Here is a 1,733-nt window from a genome sequence, read left to right on the forward strand (position 1 = left end):
TTTTTCCTTTTGGGTTAGATAAATCAATATTCATTATTTCAATAACCTCATATATTCATTTAAAGAAATTGGATGGCCATGAATTGTATTTGCACTAAGTTCAACTCTAATCCATTGTGATGGTTTACCTTCACTTGCCCCAATAACTGTACCCATATCTTTTACTTTCCATTGTTTCCCATTAGTAACAGGCATTCCAGTATGGAATACATCAAACTCTAGTGTCTTAATATCAACATCAGGTTTATATTTTGCAGGCCCTGATTTAGTTGATTTAATTACATCTTTCCATGATTGATTCTTTGGAGGGAAATGTTTATAGTCATGCGTTGTCCAATTTGGCTTAGTTTTAGGTTCACAGCTTAGCCCCCACGGATCAATCCAAGTCAACCCATTAGGCGCATACTGATACAGATTAAAACCACCCAGCAACCCAATCGGATCTGGCTGAGTAAAGCGTCCTATATCCGGATCATAGTACCTGAAAGTATTGTAATGTAAACCGGTTTCTCTGTCTAAATATTGTCCCTGATATCTGAGGTTTTGTTCTACGGATTCATGTTCGATTTCATGAATCCGTTTTCCCCATAGCTGAAAGCTGCATTCCCACAGTATTTCACCGTTTGCATCGGTCAGTTCTTCCGGACAGCCATTCAGGTCGGTATGGAAATAACGGATATGTTGTTCTTGGTTGCCATCTGTGTCTATCCGCGCCAATGGTTCGTAGCTGTTCTGGTCTGTATAGATATACAGGCTGGTAGGGTGATTCGGGCCGGTTTCCTGAATCATTCTTAACCCGTCCCACAGGAAGCGGGTACGGTTGTAAGGTTTGCCTTCGCGGTCTAACTTCTGTTTTTCGATACGTCGGCCAAGGGCGTCATAGAGGTAGCGGTATCGTTCGGTTTTGTTGAGTTGTTCGATGCGTACTTCGCGCAGGCGGTGGGCAGCGTCGTAGTGGTAGTGCTTGGGGCTGCTAACGATTTGTTTAGTCTTGGTACAACCATGTTGGTCTTAGCTGTATTTTAAGTTATATCTTAAAATAATTTTTCTATTAACTTATCCGATTTTACTAATCGCTTGATTAATTTGATATTCTAAGCTGCTTATATCATTAGTAAAATTGCTATATATTGGTTTTTCCCAATCAAAATCTTTTATTAAATAAATATAAAAGCAGCCATTTATATTGAAAGATGGACGCCACCCAATATCTAAAATATATCCATTAGGATACTCAATTTGCAGCATATCTTCTTTTAAAGCATCTAATTGCATTGAAAGAGGAATATTTTTATTTAATGAAAATTCGTTAAATACAATTTTTCCTTTTGGGTTAGATAAATCAATATTCATTATTTCAATAACCTCATATATTCATTTAAAGAAATTGGATGGCCATGAATTGTATTTGCACTAAGTTCAACTCTAATCCATTGTGATGGTTTACCTTCACTTGCCCCAATAACTGTACCCATATCTTTTACTTTCCATTGTTTCCCATTAGTAACAGGCATTCCAGTATGGAATACATCAAACTCTAGTGTCTTAATATCAACATCAGGTTTATATTTTGCAGGCCCTGATTTAGTTGATTTAATTACATCTTTCCATGATTGATTCTTTGGAGGGAAATGTTTATAGTCATGCGTTGTCCAATTTGGCTTAGTTTTAGGTTCACAGCTTAGCCCCCACGGATCAATCCAAGTCAACCCATTAGGCGCATACTGATACAG

The 1,733-nt window shown here is 37.6% G+C and carries 3 protein-coding genes; all 3 read right to left on the bottom strand.

Annotation, left to right across the window (positions count from 1 at the left end; genetic code table 11):
* Nucleotides 1-33 precede the first annotated feature (33 nt).
* Entirely contained in the window at nt 34-789 is a 756-nt protein-coding gene (locus BGI33_RS03275) for an RHS repeat domain-containing protein (RefSeq protein WP_100089908.1), read from the bottom strand.
* A gap of 267 nt (nt 790-1,056) precedes the next feature.
* Nucleotides 1,057-1,353 carry a hypothetical protein gene (locus BGI33_RS03280; protein WP_100089907.1) on the bottom strand — a complete coding sequence of 99 codons (297 nt, stop codon included), beginning with the start codon at nt 1,351-1,353 and terminating at the stop codon, nt 1,057-1,059.
* The coding region (locus BGI33_RS03285; RefSeq protein ID WP_218965121.1) for a hypothetical protein at nt 1,353-1,733 on the bottom strand (381 nt) is incomplete at its 5' end. The genes BGI33_RS03285 and BGI33_RS03280, both read right to left, overlap by 1 nt.

The organism is Snodgrassella alvi (assembly GCF_002777425.1).
GTDB lineage: Bacteria > Pseudomonadota > Gammaproteobacteria > Burkholderiales > Neisseriaceae > Snodgrassella > Snodgrassella alvi_B.